Below are 22,539 nucleotides of genomic sequence, written 5' to 3' on the forward strand. Positions count from 1 at the left end.
TCGCCGTTCACCCGCCGCGCAGGCGCTGCATCAGGTAGATTTCGCTGTCGGGACGGACGGGTTCGTTGCGGGCCGAGGCGATCACCCGCCCGTCCACGGCGACCGACACGCCGGCCTCGATCACCTCCTTCAGCCCCGGATGGGCGGCCACCAGCGCATCAAGGATCTCACCCACGGTGCGACCCTCGACCGTCACCACCTCGTGCCCGCCGGCCAGCGCCCGCAGCCCCGACCACAGATGCACCTCAGGCATCGCCCTGCCCGGTTTCATTCCGCCCCGCCTCGATCTCGTCGAGGATGCGCGAGGGCCGCATGGGCAGATCCCGCAGCCGCACCCCGGCCGCGTCCGAGACGGCATTGGCAATCGCCGCCAGCGGCGGGCAGATCGAGGTCTCGCCCACCCCGCGCACGCCGAAGGGATGGCCGGGATTGGGCACCTCGACAATCACCGTGTCGATCATCGGCAGGTCCGAAGCGACGGGAATCCGGTAATCGAGGAAGCCCGGATTCTGCAACCGGCCGTCCTCGCCATAGATGTATTCCTCGTTCAGCGCCCAGCCGATGCCCTGGGCGGCGCCGCCCTGGAACTGGCCCTCGACATAGGCCGGGTGAATGGCCTTGCCGGCGTCCTGGACCACCGTGTAGCGTAGGATCTTCGTGCGGCCGGTCTCGCGGTCCACCTCGGCATCGACGATATGGGTGGCGAAGCTGACCCCCGCACCTTCGGGCGTGGCCTCGAAATGGCCGCTGATCGGGCCGCCGGTGGCGCCCATGGTGCGGGTAATCTCGGCCAGCGGCAGGGGTTCGAAATCGCCTGCGTTCGGCCCCGAGGGCACGGCGCAGCCGTCCACCCAGTCCACCGCCTCGACGTCGATGCCCCACTTGTCGGCGGCACGCTGGCGCAGCTTGCGCACCGCGTCCCGCGCCGCCCTGATGGTGGCCAGCCCCGAGGCATAGGTGACGCGGCTGCCGTGGCTGATCTCGTTGTAACCCAGCGAGCCGGTATCGGCCACGGTCACGCGGATCTTCTCGTAGGGGATACCCAGCACCTCGGCCGCCATCAGCGCCATCGAGGCGCGCGAGCCGCCGATATCGGGCGTGCCCACCATCACCTGGGCCGAGCCGTCCTCGCTCAGCGCCAGCGACACCGAGGTTTCGCCGCCGTAGTTGAACCAGAAGCCGCAGGAAATCCCCCGCCCCTGTCCGGGCTTCAGCGGTGCCGAATAATGGGGATGCGCGCGGGCCGCCTCCAGCGTCTCGACCAGCCCGATGCGGGGGTAGGTGGGGCCGTAGCTGGCCTTGGCGCCCTCGCGCGCGGCGTTCTTCAGACGCACCTCGATGGGGTCCAGCCCCAGCCGCTTGCACAGCTCGTCGATCACCGATTCCACCGCGAAGGCGGCCATGGGCGAGCCCGGCGCCCGGTAGGCCGCCTGCTTGGGGCGGTTGGTCATCACGTCATAGCCCACCTGGCGGACGTTCTTCAGATCGTAGCAGGCGAAGGCACACATGGCGGTGAACTCCATCGGCGCGCCGGGGAATGCCCCGCCCTGCAGGCGGAAGGTGCCCTCGGCCGCGGTGATGGTGCCGTCCTTCTTCATGCCGATCTTCACGTCCATCGAGGCCGACGCGGTGGGGCCGGTGGCGCGAAACACCTCGTCGCGACGCATCACCAGTTTCACCGGGCGGCCCGCCTTGCGCGAAAGCGCCAGTGCGACGGGTTCGATGAACACCGTGGTCTTGCCGCCGAAGCCGCCGCCGATCTCCGAGGCGGTCACCCGCAGGTTGGCGGTTTCCAGATCCAGCAGCGCGGCGCAGACCTTCTGCACATACCAGTGGCCCTGGGTGCAGCACCACAGCTCTCCCTTGCCGTCCGCGCCCAGCGTGCCGAGGCAGGCATGCGGCTCGATATAGCCCTGATGGGTGGCCTCGGTGGTGAAGTGATCCTCGATCACCAGATCGGCCTCGGCAAAGCCGGCCTCGACATCGCCATGGCCGCTTTCGTGATAGCGCACCACGTTGGGGTGCATCCCCTCGGGCACGGAAGCGTCGGCCGCACCCTCGCGGATCACCGGGGCGCCGGGCTTCATCGCCTCGTCCACATCGGTGACGTGCGGCAGGATCTCGTATTCGACCTCGATCAGCTTGAGCGCATCGCGCGCGATCAGCGGCGTGGTGGCGGCCACGGCGGCCAGCGCGTGGCCGTCATAGAGCACCCGCTCGCCGGCCATGATGTTTTCGAGGATGTTCCAGAACTCGCCCGCCGTGCCGGGGGCGAAGGCGACGTTCTTCGAGAAATCCGCCCGCGTCACCACCGCCTTGACACCCTCCAGCGCCTCGGCCTTCGAAGTGTCGAGCCGGACGATCCGGGCATGGGCGTGCGGGCTGCGCAGGATCGCCGCGTGCAGCATCCCCGGCGCCTGCATGTCGGCGCCGAAGCGCGCCCGCCCGGTCACCTTGTCGAAGCCGTCGGGCCGGTCGGGGCGGGTGCCCACATGGCGGAATTCGCGCGGGCCTTCGTAGTCCTCGCCGCCCTTTTGCGGCCTGTATTCGTCCAGAGCCATTACCGAGCCTCCCGCATGTCCGCCGCCGCATCCAGAACGGCGCGTATGATCTTGTCATAGCCGGTGCAGCGGCACAGATTGCCGGCCAGCCAGTAGCGCACCTCTTCCTCGGTCGGGTCGGGGTTGCGCTCCAGCAGGGCCTTCGCCGCCACCAGGATCCCCGGCGTGCAGAAGCCGCACTGAAGGGCGGCATGTTCGATGAACCTCCTTTGCAGGGGGTGGAGGGTCTCGCCCTCGGCGATGCCCTCGATGGTGCCGATCTCGCGCCCTTCGGCCTCGACCCCCAGCATCAGGCAGGCGCAGACCGGGCGGCCGTCGAGGGTGATCGTGCAGGCGCCGCAATCGCCAGTGCCGCAGCCTTCCTTGGCTCCGATCAGGCCCAGCCGGTCGCGCAGCACGTCCAGCATGGTTTCGCGCGGGTCGCAGAGGAATTCAACCTCGTCGCCATTGATCCTTGCGGTTACGTGGATCTTCGTCATTGTGCTGCCCTCGCGCGTTCATAGGCGATCATGGCGACCCGGCGCGCATAGACGCCGGCCAGGTGGGTGCGGAACTTCACCGTTCCGCGCTTGTCGTCGATGGGGTTGCAGGCGGCCTGGGCCAGATCGGCCAGGGCGTCCAGCGCGGACTTTTCCAGCCGCGTGCCCACCAGCGCATCCGCCGCGCCGCGCACGGGTTCGACCGTGGGAGCGACCGCGCCCAGCGCCATGCGGGCCTCGGTGATGACAAGACCGGAGACGCGCAGGCTCACCCCGCAGCCGATCACCGCGATGTCCATTTCGGTTCGCGGAATGAAACGCTGATAGGCATCGCCCCCGCCCTTGCCGCGCGGCGGCAGGTGCAGGGCGGTGATGAGCTCGCCCTTCTTCAGGCTGGTCCGGCCGGGGCCGGTGGGGATGTCCTCGACCGGGACGCGGCGCGTGCCGTCGGGGCCCTGGACCGTCACCTCGGCCCCCGCCGCCACCAGTGCCGGCACGCTGTCGGCGGCCGGAGAGGCGTTGCACAGGTTGCCCACCGGCGTGGCCCGTCCCTGCACCTGGGTCGAGCCGATCAGGCCGACGGCTTCGATCACGCCGGGCCAGTCACGGCCGATTTCGGGATGTTCGGTCAGCTCGGCGCCGGTCACGGCCACGCCGATGCGCCAACCGCCGTCGTCTTCGCGGACGATGTCCCTGGAGCCCGCGATGCCCTTGATGTCGATCAGCACGTCCGGCGTGGCGATGTCGGATCGCATCTGCACCAGGATGTCGGTGCCGCCCGCGAGGAAGCGGGTCGTGCCCGCGGCGCCGGCGGCGATTGCGACCGCCTCCTCGAAGGTGGAGGGTTTGTGGTAGTCCATGGTTTCACCTCGGAACGGAAACGACCATCGAAGGGTCTTTGCCGAAAGTCGTAGATCAAGCGGAACGTCGCGTCCACAGGTTCCGCAGCGCCCCGGCCGATGCGGCCGGGCAAGGGGGCTCTGCCCCCTCCGGGCCTGCGGCCCGTTCACCCCCGGAGTATTTGGAGCAAGAGGAAGAGAGACAGGAGCGGGGCACTACACTTCGACCCGGATCCGCTTTTGCTCTCCGACCCCGAAGACCCGTTTGTAGCGGGCGATTTCTTCGGGCGGGCCCATGGCCTTTTCGGGGTTGTCGGAGAGTTTCACCGTCGGGCGGCCATTGGCCGCCACCGCCTTGCAGACGAGGCTGAAGGGCGCCAGCGCGTCGTCTTCGGTCAGGCCGCGGAAGTCGTTGGTCAGCAGCGTGCCCCAGCCGAACGACACCATCGCCCGGTGGGCAAAGCGCCGGTGCAGGTCGAGGATGCGGTCCACGTCCAGCCCGTCGGAGAAGATGATGCGCTTTTTCCGGGGATCTTCGCCCCGCGATTTCCACCAGGCGATGGCGGTTTCGGCGCCTTCCACCGGGTCGCCGCTGTCGATGCGGATGCCGGTCCAGCTGGCCAGCCAGTCGGGGGCGCGTTCGAGAAATCCCTTCGTTCCGAAGGTGTCGGGCAGGATGATCCGCAGGTTGCCTTCGTGTTCGTCGTGCCAGTCCTGCAGGACCTCGTAGGGCGCGCGGGCCAGTTCCTCGTCGCTGTCGGCCAGTGCCGCGTAGACCATCGGCAGTTCATGGGCATTGGTACCGATCGCCTCGAGATCACGGTTCTTGGCGATCAGGCAGTTCGAGGTGCCGACGAAGCCTTCCCCCAGCCCTTCGGTCATGGCCTGGACGCACCAGTCCTGCCAGAGAAAGGAGTGGCGCCGCCGGGTACCGAAGTCGGCGATCTTGATCCCCTCGACTCGGCGCAGCCTTTCGACCTTTTCCCACAGCTTCGTCATCGCGCGGGCGTAGAGTACCTGCAGTTCGAACCGGCGCATGCGGTTCAGGACCGTCCGCCCGCGCAGCTCCATCAGCACCGCCAGCGCGGGAATTTCCCATAGCATCACCTCGGGCCATTTGCCCTCGAAGGTCAGTTCATACTGACCGTCACGCTTTTCCAGGTGGTAGGGCGGAAGCGTCAGGTTCTCGAACCACTCCATGAAGTCGGGGCGGAACATCTGGCGCTTGCCGTAGAACATGTTGCCGCGCAGCCAGGTGCTCTCGCCGCGGGTCAGTCGCAGCGTGCGGATATGGTCGAGCTGCTCGCGCAACTCGCCCTCGTCGATCAGGTCGGCCAGGCGGATGTGCCGGCTGCGGTTGATGAGGCTGAAGGTGACGGTGGTATCGGGCCGGTTGCGGAACACCGACTGGCACATGAGCAGCTTGTAGAAGTCGGTGTCGATCAGCGACCGCACGATCGGGTCGATCTTCCACTTGTGGTTCCAGACGCGGGTGGCGATATCGACCATGCGCGGCCTCTCGGGTTGTGTTTCGTTTGCTGGTGCGTCGGATGCGGCGGGCTGTCCGGCCGACCGGCACCCGGCGCGGCTGCGGTGTCATTCCAGGCTCACCCCCGCGGCCTTCATCGCCTCGACAGCCGCCGCCAGCGACCCGTCGAGGTCGATCGCCCGGCAGGCCTGCATCCGCACGGCCACGTCGAAACCCAGCCGTGCCGCGTCCACGGCCGAATAGTGGACGCAGAAATCGGCGGCCAGCCCGACCAGCGTCAGCCGGTCGATGCCGCGTGTGCGAAGATAGCCCTCGAGCCCCGTCGGCGTGGAGCGGTCGTTCTCGAAAAAGGCCGAATAGCTGTCGATTTCGCGGTTGAACCCCTTGCGCAGGATCAGGTCGCCATCACTGCGCAGGCCGGGGTGAAACGCGGCGCCCTCGCTTCCCTGAACGCAGTGATCGGGCCACAGCACCTGCGGACCATAGGGCATGTCGATCACCCAGAAGGGCTCCTGCCCCGGATGCGAGGAGGCGAAGGAGGAATGCCCCGCCGGGTGCCAGTCCTGCGTCAGGATCACCGCGTCGAAATCATCCATCATCGCGTTGATGGGCGCCACCACTTCGTCGCCGCCCGGCACGGCAAGCGCGCCGCCGGGGCAGAAGTCGTTCTGAACATCGATCACGATCAGGGCAGTCGACATGCGCGGGCTCCTTCCTTTCCCTATCGGTAGGCGGCGCATCCGGCCACGTCAATGCGGGGCCTTGTGGCGCGCGGCCGCGGCGACTAGACCACACCGCATGCATACCATCGCCGCGCTCTATCACTTCACCCGCTTCGACGATCCCGCCGCCCTGCGCACACCGCTGTCCGATCTGTGCCGGCGCAACGGGGTGAAAGGTACGCTGCTGCTCGCGCGCGAGGGCATCAACGGCACCATCGCCGGCCCGCGTGCCGGGATCGAGGCGGTGCTGGCCCATATCCGCGCCCTTCCCGGCTGCGCCGACCTGGAGTGGAAGGAAGCAACCGCCGATGCACCGCCCTTCGCGCGCATGAAGGTCCGGCTCAAGAAGGAAATCGTCACCCTCGGCCGGCCGGACGTGGATCCGCGCGCCCGCACCGGCCGTTATGTGGAGCCACGCGACTGGAACGATCTGATCCGCGCGCCCGACGTGGTGGTGATCGATACCCGCAACGACTACGAAGTGGCCATCGGCACCTTCAAGGGCGCCATCAACCCGAAAACCGCCACCTTCCGCGACTTCCCCGCATGGTGGCAGGTCAACCGCGACCGCTTTCACAACAAGCGCATCGCCATGTTCTGCACCGGCGGCATCCGCTGCGAAAAATCGACCAACTGGCTGCTCGGGCAGGGACTCGAGGAAGTCTGGCACCTCAAGGGCGGCATCCTCCGCTATCTCGAAGAGATCCCGCCCGAACAGAGCGCCTGGCGTGGCCAATGCTTCGTATTCGACCGGCGAGTAAGCGTCGGTCATGGCCTGCGCCCCGGACCGCATGTCCTGTGCCACGGATGCCGACGCCCCATCCTGCCGCAGGACCGCAGTCACCCGCATTACGAGGAAGGCGTATCCTGCCACCTGTGCTTCAATGAGACCTCCGACGCGGACAAGGCGCGCTTCCGCGAACGCCAGCGCCAGATCGAACGCGCCCGCCGCCGCGGCACCGCGCACGGCATCGCCCACGGGGCGGGACTCTGATCCCCTTCCTCTTGCCCAAAATACTCCGGGGGAGTCGCCCGGCACGGGCGACGGGGGCAGCGCCCCCCGCCCCCGCCGCCGGCCACGCGCGCGCAAGGGCTCAGGCAGCAATCAGGCCGCCACCATCCCCGGATGCCGAGGCCGCGACCGGGCCAGAAGGGTGCCGATGATGGCAATGTTCATCAGGTTCCACCCGATACCGTTCACGAAGGCCCAGCTGTATGATCCGGTCGCGTCATAGATCCAGCCCGACATCCACCCGCCCAGCGCCATGCCCAGGATCGTCATCATCATGACGAAACCCACCCGCGCCCCGGCCTCGCGCGCGGGCATGTATTCCCGAACCACCAGCGCATAGCTCGGCACGATCCCGCCCTGCGCCAGACCGAAGATCGCACTGACCGCATACAGGGCAGCCATCCCGCTCCACGGCAGGTAGAGCACAAGCGCGACCGCCTGCAGCATCGAACCGATCAGCAGCGTCGCCACCCCGCCCAGCCGATCCGCCAGAAAGCCGGAAGCGATCCGGCTGACCACCCCTCCAAGCAGCATCAGCGACAGCATCTGTGCCCCGGCGGCCGGGCCGTAGCCGAGGCCCACCGAGTAGGCGACGATATGCACCTGCGGCATCGACATCGCCACGCAGCAGCCGATCCCCGCCAGCCCGAGCAGCCACTGCAACCGCCGCGGCGCGATTCCCACCGTTTTCGCCTTCAGGGCCGATGCCGCCTCGGCCCGGCCATGCGCTGCCGCCGAAACCCGCCGGCGTAGCAGCAGCGACAGCGGGATCAGGACCGCCAGCGACACCAGCGCCAGCGTGAAATAGACCTGCCGCCAGCCGCTTCCGGCCAGCATCCCCGAAAGCACCATCGGCCAGAACGCCCCCGAGATGTAGTTGCCGCTGGCCACCAGCGCCACCGCGATTCCGCGCCGGCGCAGGAACCAGTGCGAGATGTCCGCGATCAGCGGCCCGAAACCCACCGCCGTGCCCAGCCCCAGAACGAAATGCGCCGCCGACAGAACCGGCATGGACGGCGCCAGCGTGGCCAGCCCGAACCCCGTCGCGCTCACCCCAGCCGCCACAATCAGCGCCAGCGTCACGCCCAGCCGGTCCACCAGCCGCCCGATCACGAAATTGCCGGCGGCAAAGCCCAGCATGGTCAGGGTATAGGGCATGGATGCCTCGGCCCGGCTGGCGCCGAATTCCGCCTCGACCGCGGGCATGACGACGATGACGGCCCACATGCCCACATTGGCCACGGTGGCAATGGCCAGCGTGACGATCAGGCGGAACCACGAATATCGGCTGTCGTGAATCTCGGCATCGGTCATGCCGGCACGCTATGGCGTGAAATCGCGCTTGCCCAGCGAAAATGCCACTCCGGCCACGATGCTCCGGCAGCCGCCAGGCATGGCACACTGCAGCGAAGAATTCCGCGCCCTCTCCATTGCCTGCAATTTTACCCGTTAATCCCGCCTTAACGCGCCCCCTGCTACCCATGACGCCGGGTGAGAAAAAGGTGGTGGAGATGGGTGCGCCGACAAACGCCGCGCCAGTCATCATCAAGCGCAAGAAGGTTTCAGGCGGCGACGGTCATCACGGCGGCGCCTGGAAAGTCGCCTATGCCGACTTCGTGACGGCGATGATGGCCTTCTTCATGCTGATGTGGCTGCTGAACGCAACGACTGAAAAACAGCGCAAGGGGCTGGCGGACTACTTTTCGCCCTCGGTCCCGATCAGCCGCGAATCGGGCGGCGGTTCGGGGGCGTTCGGCGGCGACAGCCTCTATTCCGAAGAGTCCCTTCTGTATTCGGGAACCGGCGCCTCGGCGCAGGCCCCGACCGAAGGGAATGCCGCGCGGGGCAATCTGGGGCTTGCCGACGACGGCTCCGAAACGGACGCGACGCTCCGCGAGGTCGAAAAGGCCCTCTCGGGCCGCGGCGGCGACAGCCTGATGGATGATCGCATCCGCAAGCACATCGCCACGCGGGTTACCGACGAAGGGCTGGTGATCGAGTTGTTCGATACCGAAGACGCGGCGCTGTTCGAACCCGATTCGAACCGACCGACCCCTCTGCTCGGCGCGCTGGCCCAGACCGTTTCCGAGGCCGCGGCTCTGGTGCCGAACGGCGCGGCAATCGAAGGCCATACCCGGGCGCGACCGATCGTTCAGGCGGAAAATCCGGTCTGGGAACTGTCGGCTACCAGGGCCGGCAGAGTCCGTGAACTGCTTGAATCGGCAGGATTTGCGCCGAAACGCATCCGCCGCGTCACCGGTCACGCGGACCGCAAACCCGCCGTCCCGGACCCGATGTCGGTCCGCAACAACCGAATCGAGGTGATCCTTCTGCGAAACGACGTTCGATAGAAAGCATTTTATCCGTTAGCCGGATGTTAAGTCTGCGCACGCTACCAGTTGCACCGATCTTGGATTGATGCAGCAGAAAGGCTTGCCCATGACGATATCCTCCTCGCTCAATGCCGGGGTTGCCGGGCTGTCCGCGAATGCCACCCGGCTGGCGTCGATTTCCGACAATATCGCGAACTCCTCGACCTACGGTTACAAGAGGGTGCAGACCGATTTCCACTCCATGGTCATCTCGTCATCCGGCGGCACCTATTCGGCGGGCGGAACGCGGGCCACCACGCAACGCCTGATCGACGAGCGCGGGCCGCTCGTGTCCACCTCAAACCCCACCGATCTTGCCGTTCGCGGCCGCGGCATGCTGCCCGTCGCCAGCGCGACCGAAGTTGCCTCCGGCAATGGCGCCCCGCAGATGCTGCTGACGACAACCGGCTCATTCCGCACCGACGCCAACGGAATCCTGACTTCCGAATCCGGCCTCGTGCTTCTGGGCTGGCCGGCCCTGCCCGACGGTACCGTGCCCAGCTATCCCCGCGACACGTCGGAAGGGTTGGAACCGGTGCAGATCAACGTCAACCAGTTCTCGGGCGAACCGACCACGCGCATGTCGCTGGGCGTCAACCTGCCTGCGACCGAAACCGACGCAACGGCCAGCGGCGACAGCCAGGAACTGTCCATCGAATACTACGACAACCTCGGCACGTCAGAGAGCATTCGGGTCGAGTTCGTCCCCACGATCCCCGCTTCCGGATCGTCGAACGAATGGACAATGACCCTGCGTGATACTGCTTCCGGCGGGGCGGTGATCGGGGAATATGTCCTCCGGTTCGACGACAGCCGGACCTCGGGCGGAACGCTTGCCTCGGTCACCACCATCTCCGGTGGAACCTATGACACGACCACCGGCACCATGATCGTCAATGTCGCCGGCGGCCCGATCGAGATCGACATCGGCAATATCGGCGAAAGCGACGGCATTACGCAGCTGTCCGACCGGTTCGCCCCCGTGTCGATCTCGAAAGACGGCTCTCCGGTCGGCAACATGACCAGCGTCGAGGTTGATGCCAACGGCTATGTCCATGCCTTCTTCGACACCGGGATTACCCGCACGATCTACAAGGTACCGCTGGTCGATCTTCCCAATCCCAACGGCATGGTCGCGCTGGATCGGCAGACCTATCTGCCCTCGCCCGAAAGCGGCACCTATTTCCTCTGGGATGCCGGTGAGGGACCGACGGGCGACATCGTGTCCTATGCCCGCGAGGAATCGGCCACCGACGTGGCCAATGAACTGACCGAGATGATCCAGACGCAGCGGGCCTATTCCTCGAACGCCAAGGTGATCCAGACCGTGGACGAGATGCTGCAGGAAACCACCAACATCAAGCGTTAGGCCGCCGCCTGACCGTCCCGACGGGAGTCTCTCACGATGTCCCTTTCATCAGCTCTTCACAACGCAATGAGCGGTCTTGTCGCCACCAGGCGGGCCTCGGGCGTGGTGTCCGACAACATCGCCAACGCGATGACGCCCGGCTATGTCCGCCGTTCCCTGGCCGTGTCATCCAACGCGGACGCCGGCTCGGGCGTGCGCGTGGTCGGCGTGGTCCGGCACGCCGATCCGGTGGCAATCGCCAACCGCCGCGCCGCCGACGCCCGGCTCGGCGCAGCCGAGGCCGAGGCCGGGTTCGCCTCTCGCCTCGAGACCCTGATCGGTGCGCCGGACGATCCGGCCTCTCTTCCGATGCGTGTTGCCGCGCTTGAATCCAGCCTGATCGAGGCCACCAGCCGCCCCGATTCGCAACAGCGGCTCGACACAGTTGCCCGGCGGGCTGGCGACCTTGTCACCGCAATCAACGCGGCCGCGGAAGGAATACGCAAGCTCCGCGATTCCGCTGACGCCGAAATCGGTCGGCAGGTTGACAGATTGAATACCGCGCTTGACCGCATTCGTCGGCTGAACGCGCGGATCACCGCGGCGCAGGCATCGGGTTCGGACGCGGCCGCCCTGATGGACCAGCGCCAGTTGCTGGTCGACGATGTCAACAGGATCGTCCCGGTCCGCCTGCTCGACCGGCCCAACGGGCAGATCGCGCTCTATTCCGAAGGTGGTGCGATTCTTCTGGACGGAACGGCGGCGCGGTTCGAGTTCACGCCCACAGGCACGACGGCACCGCAGATGACGGTGGAAAACGGTCTCCTTTCGGGGCTGAAGATCAACGGCCGGGAAGTCCGTACCTCCTCAACCGTGCAGAGCCCCATCTCGGGCGGTACGCTGGCCGCGCAATTCCGCATCCGAGACGAGCTGGCAGTCGGGGCCCAGGCCGACCTGGATGCCTTTGCGCGCGACATCGTGGAACGATTCCAGGCACCGGGCCCGGACCCGACGGTTGTTGCCGGACAACCCGGCCTCTTCACGGATGCCGGCGCATATTTCGATGGCACCGCGGAAACCGGCCTGTCCCAGCGCCTTTCGCTCAACGCAGCGGCGGATCCGGTCCAAGGGGGGCAGAGCTGGCGTTTGCGCGCCGGCCTTGGCGCCCCCGACCCCGGCGAGCCGGGCGATTCCCGCCTGCTGTCCGCCCTCGCCGACGCGCTGGCGGGACAAAGGCCGCTGTCGTCCGATCGGCTTGGCACCGGCCTCATGAGTGCCGGTGCCGCAGGCGCAAGCCTGCAATCCCGCGCTGCGGGCAGCAGCCAGCTTGCCGACGAAGCCCTTGCCCTCGCCGCCGCCACCCAAACGGAAATGTCCCGCCTGGAACTGGAACAGGGCGTCGATACCGATGCCGAAATGCAGACCCTTCTGCTGATCGAGCAGTCCTATTCCGCAAATGCCCGGATCATTCAGGCGGTCGACGACATGATGCAAACCCTGCTGAGGATCTGACCCATGGCCATGACTTCGATCGGCGATCTGGCACAAGGCATGGTGCTGCGTACGCAGATGACAAATGTGAAGAGAACCGCGCAAACGCTCACCGAAGAGCTTGCCACCGGGCGAATCTCGGACATTCCCGGCCGTCTCGGGGGCGGCGTCGATGCCCTCTCCGACATCGATCGCAGCCTGAAAGCCCTCGCAGGATACGCGCTCGCCACCAGAGAGGCCAGTTTCTTCGCAGCCGGCGCACAATCCTCCCTTGCCCATGTGCAGGATGTTTCCGCAGCCTTGGCAGCTGATCTGGTAAAGATCGACGAAACCAGCCCGACGCACCAGCGCAATCTTGCCGCGCAACAGGCACGGGAAGACCTGGGCACGATCATGGCAGCTCTCAATGGTCAGGCCTCGGGCCGCAGCCTTTTTGCAGGCACGGCGACCGACAGGGCGCCGCTGCAACCGGCCGACACGCTGATGGCAGGACTGACTGCCGCGGCCGCCGGCGCAACCACTGCGAACGATGTAATTTCCGCGGTCGAAGCCTGGTTCGACGACCCGACCGGTTTCGAAGCCGTCGTATATTCGGGCTCGAACCAGGCTCTGGGGCCCTTCCGGATCGGCCCGGACGAGACGATCACAGTCGATCTGAGGGCCGACAATCCGACTCTGCGCGTGGTTCTCGAAGGCGTGGCGCTGGCGGCGCTGGCGGCCGACCCCGCCTTTGCGCCGGATGCGACTGCTCAAGCCACCTTGCTTCGCAGAGCGGGTGAAAAGCTATTCGCTGTTCAGGACGGGCTGAGTGAAATTCGCGCTGATCTCGGTTTCATCGAGTCCCGGGTGGAAGAGACTGCTGCCCGCAACTCCTCCTCCCGCGCAAGCCTGGAAATGGCCCGCAACGACCTGATCGGGGCGGACCCGTATGAAACGGCATCGCGCCTGCAGGAGGCACAGTTCCAGCTGGAAAGCATATATGCCGTCACCGCCCGTGCCTCTCGCCTCTCACTTGTCAGGTTTCTCGAATGATTCGCACATTCCTCCTGGTACTGGCTCTGGCATTTCCCGTCCCGGCGATGTCCGCGCCGGTGCGGCTCAAGGACCTCGTGGAATTCGACGGGGTGCGTGGCAACGATCTCGTGGGCTATGGACTCGTGGTCGGGCTCAACGGTACCGGCGACGGGCTTCGCAACGCCCCCTTCACGGAAGAGATCATGTCGAACATGCTCGAACGTCTCGGCGTGAACGTGACCGGCGAGCAGTTTCGCCCGAAGAACGTGGCGGCGGTCTTCGTCACCGCAACGCTGCCTCCCTTCGCGCGCACCGGCAGCCAGATCGATGTGAGCGTCTCGGCAATCGGCGATGCCAAGAGCCTGCTGGGCGGCACCTTGATCATGACCCCGCTCAAGGCGGCAGACGGGCAGATCTATGCCGTGGCGCAGGGCTCGGTTCTGGCTGGCGGTGTATCGGTCGAAGGTCAGGCCGCCTCGGTCGTACAGGGGGTTCCCACATCTGGGGTCATCCCCTCGGGCGCGCGGGTCGAGCGGGAAATCGACTTCGAGCTGTCCTCGCTGCAGTCGGTGCGACTGGCCCTGCGCAATCCGGATTTCACCACTGCAAGCCGCATAGAAGCCGCCGTCAATCGAGCCTTCGCGCGCCCCGTCGCCGTAATGCGGGATCCAGGAACCGTGGAAATCGACATAGCCGCCACTGGCATGACTTCGACGGCGCACGCCCTCAGCCGCATCGAGAACATCCTTGTCGAGCCGCAGCTCAGGGCGCGGGTCGTGATCGACCAGCGATCGGGCACGATCGTGATGGGCGCGGATGTGCGTCTGTCGCGGGTCGCAGTATCGCAGGGGAACCTGACCTTGCGCATCGAAGAGTCTCCCATCGCCGTCCAGCCCAACCCGTTCTCGGCCGGCGATACGGTGGTGGTACCGCGAACCGGGGCGTCGATCCAGAAGGACAAGGGCATTTCGCTTGCGGAGGTCCCCGAGGGCACTTCGCTTTCACAGGTGATTGCGGGGCTGAACGCCCTCGGTGTCTCGCCACGCGACATGATCGACATTCTCAAGAATCTCAAGGCGGCTGGCGCCCTTCATGCCGAGCTGGTCCTGCGATGAAGAGGTGCTCGAAGCGTATCGCTACCAAAAGGCACACCCCGCCCGGTGCCGGAGCAGGGCGCATCGTCCCGGAACGCGTATCGCGACGCGGGTCGAAGGGGCTTCCCGCGACCCGGATTCGCGGTGTGCGGGTTCCCGCGGGGCCAGCCAGCGGACGCGCCCTCAAGGCCGCAAGCTTTCCTGTCTGGCCCCGACGGGTCGAAGCGGGTATGGCTGGCGCGGTGCGCAAGATGAGGGAAACGCAGATGAGAGACGATCGCCTGAGCGCGTTCCGGGACGCCCATACCGACAGGGACACCGCCAGTCAGGTACCGCGAACTCCGCAAACCGAATCCCCGACCTACCGACTCGCCTTTGCGGACGAGGCCTTTCTTTGCCGCGACGAGTTGCGCCCGGTTCGGCTGCAACTGGAGCTTCTGAAGCCCGAGATGCTGCTGGATGAACGTGAAATCCTCAGCACCATCGTGATGTTTGGCGGCGCCCGCATCCCCGAACCCGCGCACAGGCACAAGGCGCGGACCGAAACGCTTGCCGCATTGTCATCTTTCTATGACGAAGCGCGCGAATTCGCGCGGATGATGACGGAAAAATCCATCGCCAGCGGCAATCGCGAGCACGTCATCTGCACTGGCGGAGGCCCTGGCGTCATGGAGGCCGGCAACCGCGGCGCTGCCGAAGCGGGCGGCATCTCCATCGGCCTCAATATCGTCCTGCCACACGAACAGGCGCCCAATGCGTACGTCACGCCCGAGCTGTGTTTCAATTTCCACTATTTCGCGATCCGCAAGATGCACTTCCTCATGCGCGCCCGCGCGATCTGCGTGTTCCCGGGCGGCTTCGGAACCCTCGACGAGATGTTCGAATCCCTGACCCTGATCCAGACGGGGCGGATGAAGCGGGTTCCGTTCCTCCTGTTCGGGCGCGAATTCTGGGAACGGATCATCAACTGGCAGGCCCTGGCCGAGGCCGGCACGATTGCCAAGGCCGATCTCGACCTGTTCCGGTTCGTGGAAACCGCCGAGGAAGCGGCCGACATCATTGACCGCTGGGAACCCGCCCCGCCGCGCGATGAAATCCCGGACCGGGCGTGACGCATCGTACCGACAGCTGCCACCGGCACGGGCGCCGGCGCAGATCAGTTCAGCCCGGCCGGCAGAACCCCGAGCGCGGTTCCCTGGGGCAGCCGCGTCACCACCTGCGCATTCCCGATCTGGCGGATCGCGTACCCGTATCCACGCAACCGGAATTTCCATTCCCGCGCGCTCAGCGCCTTCTTTCTTTCCCGGCGGATCAGTTCCAGAACCGGGGGTTCGACAATGCCTTGATCGAAATCAGTCCGTGCCATCGTTTCTCTCCTGCAACCTGTATGCAGGTTTGAGACTGATTGTTGATCGGGGCCAATTTGGTTCCGAATTGGGGAAATTTCCGGGCGAACGGCCAGATTGTTTCGGCTCCCTTTGGCCCGGAACCTGCGCTCAGCGCGACGTCAGACCCGTTACGCCAGCCTCGGCCTCGATCTCTCGGCGCGACTTGCGGGCGCGTTCGGTGGCGGATTTCAACTGCCCGCAGGCGGCCATGATGTCCTCGCCCCGCGGCGTGCGGATGGGCGATGCATAGCCCGCCTTGTAGATGATGTCGGCAAAGGCGCGAATGCGCGCCTCAGGCGACCGGCGATAGGGCGCACCGGGCCACTCATTGAACGGGATCAGGTTGATCTTGGCCGGAATGCCGGCGATCAGCCGGGTCAGGCGGCGGGCGTCCTCGTCGCTGTCATTCACCCCGTCCAGCATCACGTATTCGAAAGTGATCCGTTCGGAATTGGACAGCCGCGGATAGGCGCGCAGGGCATCCAGAAGTTCCTCGATGTTCCAGCGCCGGTTGATCGGCACCAGCCGGTTGCGCACCTCGTCCGTCGTTGCGTGAAAGGACACCGCCAGCATGCAGCCGATCTCTTCGGCGGCACGGGCGATCTGGGGCACCACGCCACTGGTCGAAAGCGTGATCCGGCGGCGCGACAGGGCGATGCCTTCGCCATCCATCACCACCTTCATCGCGTCGCGGACATTTTCGAAATTGTAAAGCGGCTCGCCCATGCCCATCAGCACGATGTTCGACAGCAGGCGGGTTTCGTCCTTTGGCCGGCCCGGCACCGGCCATTCGCCCAGATCGTCGCGCGCTACCATCACCTGCCCGACGATTTCCGCCGCGGTCAGGTTGCGCACCAGTTTCTGGGTGCCGGTGTGACAGAAGGAACAGGTCAGCGTGCACCCGACCTGGGACGAGATGCACAGCGTGCCGCGCCCCTCTTCCGGGATGTAGACGGTTTCGACCTCGTGCCCCCCGGCAATGCGCACCAGATACTTGCGGGTGCCATCGGCGCTGACCTGACGGCTGACCACCCGGGGCAGTTCGATCACGAAGTTCTCGGCAAGTTGCGCGCGATAGCTCTTGGCCAGGTTGGTCATCGCATCGAAGTCGCGCACGCCCCAGTGGTAGATCCACTGCCAGATCTGCCCGACCCGCATGTTCGCCTGCCGCTCGGGCGTGCCATTGGCCACCAGAACCTCGCGCAGCTGCGCACGGGTCAGGCCGACAAGGTTGATCGGCCCCTCGGGCAATGCCCGGGGGATGGTGACGACATCCTGGGTGATCGGCGCATCTGCATCTGCGGGCATGGCACTTGGACCTTCGGTTTCGGCGGCAGGCCGCCCCTATACAGGGTTTTGCGACGATTTCAAAACAAACCCGTCGCGACACCCCGACCGCGGATCAGCCACAGCCTGCCCCCTCGGGGCCGGTCCCGAGACGACAGGACAGATCGCACCGGTTCAGGTGCTATTTGCAGCGCTTTTCCGCATCCTCGACCGCCGCAGTGAACCCCAGCAGCGAAAACGTGTCCCTGGTCTGCGTGCCGCGCTTGGACCGGGCGGTCAGGACCGCCTGCTTGCCACGTTTCATGGCGGCGATGATCTTCGCGTCTTCGTCGGAATTCTTCGCCCAGGCCCATTCGCCCTTGGTGAACATCTCGAACCGGGTTCCGTCGATATCGAGATCCACCGTCGATCCCGCCGCGAAGGGATAGCCGCCGGTGAACGAAACCTCGCCCTTCACCCCTTCGCCGGGGCGGAAGAACACGAACAGCAGGATATCGCTGCGCCGCACTGCAACGACCTTGCCACCACGGGTGTTGACCGTCTTTTTCGGGGCGGAGACGCTCCAGCATTCCTTCGGGTTGCTCTCGACGAATACGCTCCAGTCGGTCTCGGCCGCAACGCGGTTCTTGCTTCTTTCCTGAGCGGTTGCAGAGGTTGCGGCCAGCGCGGCCAGACACAGGCCCGCGATCAGGCGGGCGAGTTTCGATCCCATTCGTCCAGACTCCCAGACTTTCGTTTACCTCAATATCCCGGCGGTGCGCGGCCTTGGCCGACCGTCTCTCTTGCGTGCCCCGCCGAATGCCGACATAGACACAATAGACCAACCAGCGCCACCAGCGAAAGAGCGATTGGCAGGAAACCGCCAATGCGAGAGGCAAGAATGACTCACCCCGTGCCCATGGCCGAAATCTGGCGCGGCCCCTATCTGGAAAGCCTGCATCTGGGCCATGCGGTGATCTGCGACGAGGCCGGCCGCATCCTGCGAGCCCATGGCGATGCGCAGGCGCTGATCTATCCGCGCAGCGCGTGCAAGATGGTGCAGGCGCTGCCGCTGCTCAGCTCGGGCGCGGCAGATGCCTTCGGCCTTGGCGAGGAACAGCTGGCGCTTGCCTGCGCATCCCATGACGGCGCCATGATTCACACCGCGCGGGTGCGGGCGTGGCTGGCGGATCTGGGGCTGGCCGATGACGACCTGCGTTGCGGCCCGCAGATGCCCAATGATCGTGAGGAACGCACCCGCCTGATCTGCTCCGACACACGCCCCTGCCAGTATCACAACAACTGTTCAGGCAAGCATGCCGGGTTTCTCACGCTGTCGAAGCACCTGGGCGCCGGGCCGGAATATGTAGACATCGACCACCCCGTGCAAAGGGCGGTGCGCGCGGCCTTCGAAGAGGCGACCGGGCAGGAAAGCCCCGGTTTCGGGATCGACGGCTGCTCGGCCCCCAATTTCGCCACCACGCTGCACGGGCTGGCGCGCGCCATGGCGTGGTTTGCCGGCGCGGCCGGGCGGTCGGGCAGCGCCAGCCGGGCGGCGGCTCGGCTGGTGCGGGCGATGGCGGCGCATCCCGAACTGGTCGCCGGCGAGGGGCGCGCCTGCACCGTGTTGATGCGGGCCGCGGGCGGGCGGGCGGTGGTCAAGACCGGGGCCGAGGGCGTCTTCGTGGCGATCCTGCCCGAACGCCGCCTGGGGGTGGCGCTGAAGATCTCCGACGGCGCCACGCGGGCCAGCGAATGCGCGATTGCGGCACTGCTGATCGCGCTGGGCGCGCTCGATCCCGGGCAGGATGCGGCGCGAAGATATGTGAATGCGCCGATCCTGAACCGGCGCGGAATCGCGACCGGCGCCATCCGGCCGGCGGCCGATCTGCTTCAGCCGCTCTGAGGCGGCAGGGTCGGCGCCGAGCGTTCCAGCGCCAGTTCGGCATCGGAAAACCGCCACGGCCCACGCAGGCCGGGCACGCCTTCGGGGTGGATGACCATGCCGCGATGGGCGATCTGGGGATCGTTCAGGGCCTGGCCGATGGTGTTGATCGGTCCGGCGGGGACGGTGGCATCCTCGAGCGCGGCCAGAACTTCGCCCGCCTCGCGGCCTGCCAGGGAGCGCTCGATCTCGGCGGTCAGGGAGTCGCGATGGGCGACCCTGGATTCATTGCTGGCAAAGCGCGGGTCGTCGCGCAGGTCGGGGCGGTCGATCACCTCGCAGAAGCGGCGGAACTGGGCATCGTTGCCCACCGCCAGGATGATATGGCCGTCCTTCACCGGCACCACCTGGTAGGGGGCGATGTTCGGATGCGTGTTGCCCAGCCGGGTCGGGCTGATGCCCGAGGCAAGGTAGTTCATGGTCTGGTTGGCCAGCATCGCCACCGAGCAATCCAGAAGCGACATGTCCAGGTGCTGCCCCCGCCCGGTGCGGTGGCGCTGTTCGAGAGCGGCCAGAATGCCGATGGCGCCGTAAAGCCCGGTCACGATGTCGGTGATCGCCACCCCGACCTTCATCGGCTGCCGGTCCGGCTCTCCGGTGATCGACATCAGCCCCGACATGCCCTGAAGCAGAAAGTCATAGCCCGCCCGCGCCGCATAGGGGCCGTCCTGGCCGAAGCCGGTGACCGAACAGTAGATCAGCCGGGGATTGATCCGGGCAAGGCTGTCATAGTCCAGCCCGTATCGGGCCAGCCCGCCCACCTTGAAATTCTCGATCAGGACGTCGGCGTCGCGCACCAGATCGACGACCTTCGCCTGCCCCTCGGGGGTGCGGAAATCGGCGGTCACGCAGGTCTTGCCGCGGTTGGCGGCATAGTAGTAGGCGGCGGTGCGGTCACCGTCGCGTTCGATGAAAGGCGGGCCCCATCTGCGGGTGTCGTCGCCCTGGGGGCTTTCGACCTTCATCACCTCGGCGCCCAGATCGGCCAGCGCCTGCCCGATCCACGGCCCGGCGAGGATGCGTGCCAGTTCGACGACCTTCAGGCCTTGCAGGGGGGTCATGGGCTCTCCTTCCGGTTGGCGGCACCCGCCTTGGGCGATGGTTAGCCCCGCGCGCGGCCCGGCGCAACCCGCGGCCCGGTCATGTCGGCCCACCGCCGGTCGCGGCCTGATGGTTGGGGGAATCACCGCCAGCCGCGGCCGCAGCGGCGGGAAGGGTCTCGGCCATGACCGCGTGCAGCGCGGCCTTGCGCAGCGGCTTGGTCATGTAGCGGTCGATCCCGCAGGCCAGTATGTCCTGCGCGTCGCCCTCCATGGCATGGGCGGTCAGAGCCACGATGGGAACATGCCCGCCGGCTTCGGCCTCGATCCGCCGGATTTCCGCCGCAGCCTGCTTGCCGTCCATTCCGGGCATGGAAATGTCCATGAAGATCAGATCGGGCGAGATTTCGCGGAATGCCGCCACCGCCTGGGCCCCGTCACAGGCGAAATGCAGGTCGATCTCGAGCCCCCCGGCCATCTTGCGGAACACCAGCTGGTTGGTGCGGTTGTCCTCGGCCACCAGGACGCGCGGCCGTGCCCCGTCCTGCGCCGCGGGCGGGGCGGGCGGTCCGGGTTCAGGCCGCGCGGGCGGGGTCACCGGGGGCGAAGCCGCTGCTTCCGCCTCGGGCGGCACAGCTTCGGCCGGGGCAGGTTCCGGCGACCGGGTTCCGAGAGTTTCAGGGCGCGCGGCCGCGCCGTCGCCGCGCAACTCGGCCAGACGGGCAAACAGCGCCGCCCGCGACACCGGTTTGGTCAGCACGCCCCGGATCAGCCCCGAGGACACCGCCGCCGCCACCTCTGAAGGGTTCGATGACATCAGCACCACCGGCGCCTTCCAACGCCCCCCCTCGCGCAGCGCAGCGGCAAGTTCCAGCCCGTCCATCCCCGGCATGTGGTGATCGCCGATCACCAGTTCGACGCTGTCATCCATGCGCTCCAGCGCCTCCTGCCCCGAACCGCAGGCAGTGACGCGGATGCCGGTCGCCCCGATCTGGCGGCAAAGGATTTCCCGGCTGATCGGCCGTTCGGCCACGACCAGCACGTGCCCCGGCCCCTGCGGCAGGGGCGGGTCGGGGGCATCCTCGCCCCCGGCCATCGGCAGCTCCACCCGAAAGCCGAAGCACGACCCCTTGCCCTCTTCGCTTTCGACCCAGATCGTGCCCTCCATCAGTTCCACCAGCCGGCGCGAGATGGCCAGTCCCAGCCCGGTGCCCTCGAAGCGGCGGTTGCGCTCATCCTCGACCTGGTTGAACTCGCCGAAGATATGGTCGATCCGGTCGGCGGGAATGCCGATCCCGGTGTCCTCGATGGCGATGTGCACCGCGCAGCGCCCGTCCTGCGGCACCCCGGTCACCCGGATCAGAACATGCCCCTGCATGGTGAACTTGACGGCGTTTCCGGCAAGGTTGGTCAGCACCTGCCGGATGCGGCCCCGATCGCCGACAAAGCCGGTGGGCAGGAACAGGTCGTAATCCACCACGAGGTCGATCCCCTTGTCCCGCGCCATCGGCTGCAGCAGCAGCGCCACCTCGTGAACGGTCCGTTCCAAGTCGAAGGGTTCGGGGTGCAGCGACATCCGCCCGGCCTCAATCCGGGAATAGTCGAGCACGTCGTTGATGATGACCAGCAGTGCATCGCCCGAATTGCGGATGGTATCGACATAAAGCTTCTGTTCCTCGTCCAGAGACGATTCGGCCAGCAGATCGGCCATGCCCACGATGCCGTTCATGGGGGTGCGGATCTCGTGGCTCATGTTGGCCAGGAAGGCCGACTTGGCGCGGTTTGCGGCCTCGGCCCGCGCGCGGGCGGCCTTCAGCTCTTCCTCGTAGCGGACGCTGGCGGTGATGTTCAGCGCCAGGCTGACCACATCACCACCATGGCCGCGCTGGTCGATCAGGCGGATGTACTGGTCGTTCCAGGTGCGCATCACCACCGGCTTCGGATTGGGCGACGTCCAGCGCTCGATCATCATGGCGCGCCAGGCGTCGGGGGCCAGATCCCCGGTGTCGATCAGCCCCTCGTCGGTCAGCAGCTGGAGGATGCGCATGTAGCTGACGCCCGGGGCCACCTCTTCGAGCCCGTCGAAGAATTCCAGATAGGCCGGGTTGGCCGCGATCAGCCGGCTGTCGGCATCGAAGAAAGCGAAGCCGTCGGGAATGGCGCTGATCGAAAGCCACAGCCGGCGTTCGGCGACCTCGACCTTGCGGTTGGCGGCGTGCAGGTCCGAGCGCACCCTTTCGGCTTCGTCCCGGACGGTTTCGACCTCGGCCCGAGTTTCGCCTATCTGCCGGGTCAGCGCCAGCGCGTGCAGGCCCAGCTTGCGGTTGGCGGCCAGAAGTTCCGCCTGCTTGAGTTCCAGCAACCGTTCCGCCGCCAGCCGTGCCCGCCGTTCGGCGGCAAGTTTTTCGGCAAGCTCCATGGCCGTCAATCCGCTGTTCGCCCCGTGAATGGTGGTCGCGGGCGCCAGCATCCCCGCAGC

At 66.6% G+C, this 22,539-nt stretch carries 20 protein-coding genes; 8 read left to right on the plus strand and 12 right to left on the minus strand.

Annotated elements, in window-relative coordinates; all coding sequences use genetic code 11:
- Positions 1 to 7 precede the first annotated feature (7 nt).
- The 6 genes from ACZ5CM_RS00125 to pncA all read right to left on the minus strand — a co-directional run bounded on the left by ACZ5CM_RS00125 (position 8) and on the right by pncA (position 6,069).
- Complete coding sequence (locus ACZ5CM_RS00125; protein ID WP_464640169.1) at positions 8 to 253, minus strand: MoaD/ThiS family protein; 246 nt, start codon at positions 251 to 253, stop codon at positions 8 to 10.
- Positions 246 to 2,561, minus strand: coding sequence for a xanthine dehydrogenase family protein molybdopterin-binding subunit (locus ACZ5CM_RS00130; RefSeq protein ID WP_464640171.1), 2,316 nt, complete (start codon positions 2,559 to 2,561; stop codon positions 246 to 248). Before ACZ5CM_RS00130 ends, ACZ5CM_RS00125 begins: the two co-directional genes overlap by 8 nt.
- Positions 2,561 to 3,040: a (2Fe-2S)-binding protein gene (locus tag ACZ5CM_RS00135; protein ID WP_464640173.1), complete on the minus strand. Its 480-nt coding sequence runs from the start codon at positions 3,038 to 3,040 to the stop codon at positions 2,561 to 2,563. Before ACZ5CM_RS00135 ends, ACZ5CM_RS00130 begins: the two co-directional genes overlap by 1 nt.
- Positions 3,037 to 3,900, minus strand: a complete 864-nt coding sequence (locus ACZ5CM_RS00140; RefSeq protein WP_464640174.1) for an FAD binding domain-containing protein — start codon at positions 3,898 to 3,900, stop codon at positions 3,037 to 3,039. Before ACZ5CM_RS00140 ends, ACZ5CM_RS00135 begins: the two co-directional genes overlap by 4 nt.
- Before the next feature lie 195 nt (positions 3,901 to 4,095).
- A complete protein-coding gene (pncB, locus tag ACZ5CM_RS00145) occupies positions 4,096 to 5,388 on the minus strand; it encodes a nicotinate phosphoribosyltransferase (protein WP_464640176.1) in 1,293 nt (430 codons plus the stop codon).
- Positions 5,389 to 5,475: 87 nt separating this feature from the next.
- Positions 5,476 to 6,069, minus strand: a complete 594-nt coding sequence (pncA, locus tag ACZ5CM_RS00150) for a bifunctional nicotinamidase/pyrazinamidase (RefSeq protein WP_464640178.1) — start codon at positions 6,067 to 6,069, stop codon at positions 5,476 to 5,478.
- A gap of 97 nt (positions 6,070 to 6,166) precedes the next feature.
- On the opposite strand from pncA, the gene trhO reads away from it, so the two are divergent.
- On the plus strand, positions 6,167 to 7,084 hold the full coding sequence (gene trhO / locus ACZ5CM_RS00155) for an oxygen-dependent tRNA uridine(34) hydroxylase TrhO (protein WP_464640180.1): 918 nt from the start codon (positions 6,167 to 6,169) through the stop codon (positions 7,082 to 7,084).
- A 111-nt stretch (positions 7,085 to 7,195) separates the two neighbouring features.
- On the opposite strand, the gene ACZ5CM_RS00160 is transcribed toward trhO, so the two are convergent.
- Complete coding sequence (locus tag ACZ5CM_RS00160; RefSeq protein WP_464640182.1) at positions 7,196 to 8,416, minus strand: MFS transporter; 1,221 nt, start codon at positions 8,414 to 8,416, stop codon at positions 7,196 to 7,198.
- A 116-nt stretch (positions 8,417 to 8,532) separates the two neighbouring features.
- Between ACZ5CM_RS00160 and ACZ5CM_RS00165 the strand changes: the two genes are divergently transcribed.
- The 6 genes from ACZ5CM_RS00165 (at position 8,533) to ACZ5CM_RS00190 (ending at position 15,533) form a co-directional block, all read left to right on the plus strand.
- On the plus strand, positions 8,533 to 9,453 hold the full coding sequence (locus tag ACZ5CM_RS00165; RefSeq protein WP_464640184.1) for a flagellar motor protein MotB: 921 nt from the start codon (positions 8,533 to 8,535) through the stop codon (positions 9,451 to 9,453).
- Between the two features lie 88 nt (positions 9,454 to 9,541).
- Entirely contained in the window at positions 9,542 to 10,843 is a 1,302-nt protein-coding gene (locus ACZ5CM_RS00170; protein WP_464640186.1) for a flagellar hook protein FlgE, read from the plus strand.
- Between the two features lie 36 nt (positions 10,844 to 10,879).
- Positions 10,880 to 12,334 (plus strand): flagellar hook-associated protein FlgK, encoded by a 1,455-nt coding sequence (gene flgK / locus ACZ5CM_RS00175; RefSeq protein ID WP_464640188.1) that lies wholly within the window; start codon positions 10,880 to 10,882, stop codon positions 12,332 to 12,334.
- Between the two features lie 3 nt (positions 12,335 to 12,337).
- A complete protein-coding gene (locus ACZ5CM_RS00180) occupies positions 12,338 to 13,345 on the plus strand; it encodes a flagellin (RefSeq protein WP_464640190.1) in 1,008 nt (335 codons plus the stop codon).
- Positions 13,342 to 14,442, plus strand: a complete 1,101-nt coding sequence (locus ACZ5CM_RS00185) for a flagellar basal body P-ring protein FlgI (RefSeq protein WP_464640191.1) — start codon at positions 13,342 to 13,344, stop codon at positions 14,440 to 14,442. Before ACZ5CM_RS00180 ends, ACZ5CM_RS00185 begins: the two co-directional genes overlap by 4 nt.
- Positions 14,443 to 14,687: 245 nt before the next feature.
- Positions 14,688 to 15,533, plus strand: coding sequence for an LOG family protein (locus ACZ5CM_RS00190; RefSeq protein WP_464640193.1), 846 nt, complete (start codon positions 14,688 to 14,690; stop codon positions 15,531 to 15,533).
- Positions 15,534 to 15,577: 44 nt separating this feature from the next.
- On the opposite strand, the gene ACZ5CM_RS00195 is transcribed toward ACZ5CM_RS00190, so the two are convergent.
- The 3 genes from ACZ5CM_RS00195 to ACZ5CM_RS00205 form a co-directional block, all read right to left on the minus strand.
- The gene (locus ACZ5CM_RS00195) at positions 15,578 to 15,787 is read right to left on the minus strand and encodes a hypothetical protein (RefSeq protein WP_464640195.1); all 210 of its coding nucleotides are present in this window, start codon (positions 15,785 to 15,787) and stop codon (positions 15,578 to 15,580) included.
- 130 nt (positions 15,788 to 15,917) lie between these two features.
- Positions 15,918 to 17,117 (minus strand): dual-specificity RNA methyltransferase RlmN, encoded by a 1,200-nt coding sequence (rlmN, locus tag ACZ5CM_RS00200; protein WP_464640197.1) that lies wholly within the window; start codon positions 17,115 to 17,117, stop codon positions 15,918 to 15,920.
- 160 nt (positions 17,118 to 17,277) lie between these two features.
- Positions 17,278 to 17,808, minus strand: coding sequence for an invasion associated locus B family protein (locus ACZ5CM_RS00205; protein WP_464640200.1), 531 nt, complete (start codon positions 17,806 to 17,808; stop codon positions 17,278 to 17,280).
- Positions 17,809 to 17,976: 168 nt separating this feature from the next.
- On the opposite strand from ACZ5CM_RS00205, the gene ACZ5CM_RS00210 reads away from it, so the two are divergent.
- Positions 17,977 to 18,981, plus strand: coding sequence for an asparaginase (locus tag ACZ5CM_RS00210; protein WP_464640202.1), 1,005 nt, complete (start codon positions 17,977 to 17,979; stop codon positions 18,979 to 18,981).
- Here ACZ5CM_RS00210 and ACZ5CM_RS00215 read toward each other — a convergent pair.
- Both ACZ5CM_RS00215 and ACZ5CM_RS00220 read right to left on the minus strand, forming a co-directional pair.
- Positions 18,969 to 20,081 carry a CaiB/BaiF CoA transferase family protein gene (locus tag ACZ5CM_RS00215; protein WP_464640203.1) on the minus strand — a complete coding sequence of 371 codons (1,113 nt, stop codon included), beginning with the start codon at positions 20,079 to 20,081 and terminating at the stop codon, positions 18,969 to 18,971. The two genes, ACZ5CM_RS00210 and ACZ5CM_RS00215, sit on opposite strands and share 13 nt — an antisense overlap.
- Before the next feature lie 79 nt (positions 20,082 to 20,160).
- A complete protein-coding gene (locus ACZ5CM_RS00220) occupies positions 20,161 to 22,479 on the minus strand; it encodes a response regulator (RefSeq protein WP_464640205.1) in 2,319 nt (772 codons plus the stop codon).
- Between the last annotated feature and the right edge of the window lie 60 nt (positions 22,480 to 22,539).

The sequence above is a fragment of the Piezobacter thermophilus genome (assembly GCF_055386745.1).